Annotated in this window: 1 protein-coding gene; it reads right to left on the bottom strand. The window is 35.1% G+C overall.

Features of this window, described 5'->3' with window-relative positions; translation table 11 throughout:
* Positions 1–253 precede the first annotated feature (253 nt).
* Positions 254–487 (bottom strand): hypothetical protein, encoded by a 234-nt coding sequence (locus ND16A_RS06775; RefSeq protein ID WP_033078138.1) that lies wholly within the window; start codon positions 485–487, stop codon positions 254–256.
* Positions 488–632: the final 145 nt, after the last annotated feature.

Genomic DNA, 632 nt, shown 5'->3' on the forward strand with positions numbered 1-632 from the left:
CTGTATCAATTAACCAATTTGAAAGCATGAAAATAACCCTTATTAAATATAAGGGGCTATTGTCGTATGATCCTTTTTCCTGTCAACCGATCGTTTTCCTTAACTGATCGGTGTTAGGCCTGCGCCGCAATGACGGTGTGTTTTTTCTAGATTAAGTGGTGTATTGTACGGCTCTTAATCGCTCATAGCAGCCAGATTACATTAAATGAATCGTAACTAAAAGTGGATTAAAAATACTACATTATTTTGTGGCTTAAAGTGAGACTCTAAATTTTAAATCTCCAATATTCAAATCTTGCCATTTAGGCTGAGTAACTTTCAGTTCAGATTCCTCTATCAAAGTTTTCAAAAAATGATTATCACTCGGGTTCGATGTCGAAATATACTTGGATTGCCATTTTTCTTCTTCAAAAAACCATAAATCAGCAGAGGTTGAGTTATTATCTTCGGTGATAACAACCATCTCGGGAATATTATCTTTATTCATATCAATTGAAATGAAGTAATTGCATATTCCGGCGAACGTGAACACCGATTCCGGTTTATCGTGAACACCTGAATTTTTAACGCGTAACCTTCTTTAATTTTTAGCGCAAGTGTTCACGATGCGTCAACTTTTAATTGTTTTTCTC

Source organism: Thalassotalea sp. ND16A, from assembly GCF_000764205.1.
GTDB lineage: Bacteria > Pseudomonadota > Gammaproteobacteria > Enterobacterales > Alteromonadaceae > Thalassotalea_A.

Coding starts and splice junctions, on each gene's coding strand:
- ND16A_RS06775 (WP_033078138.1), bottom strand. CDS start 487: ATGAATAAAGATAATATTCCCGAGATGGTTGTTATCACCGAAGATAAT.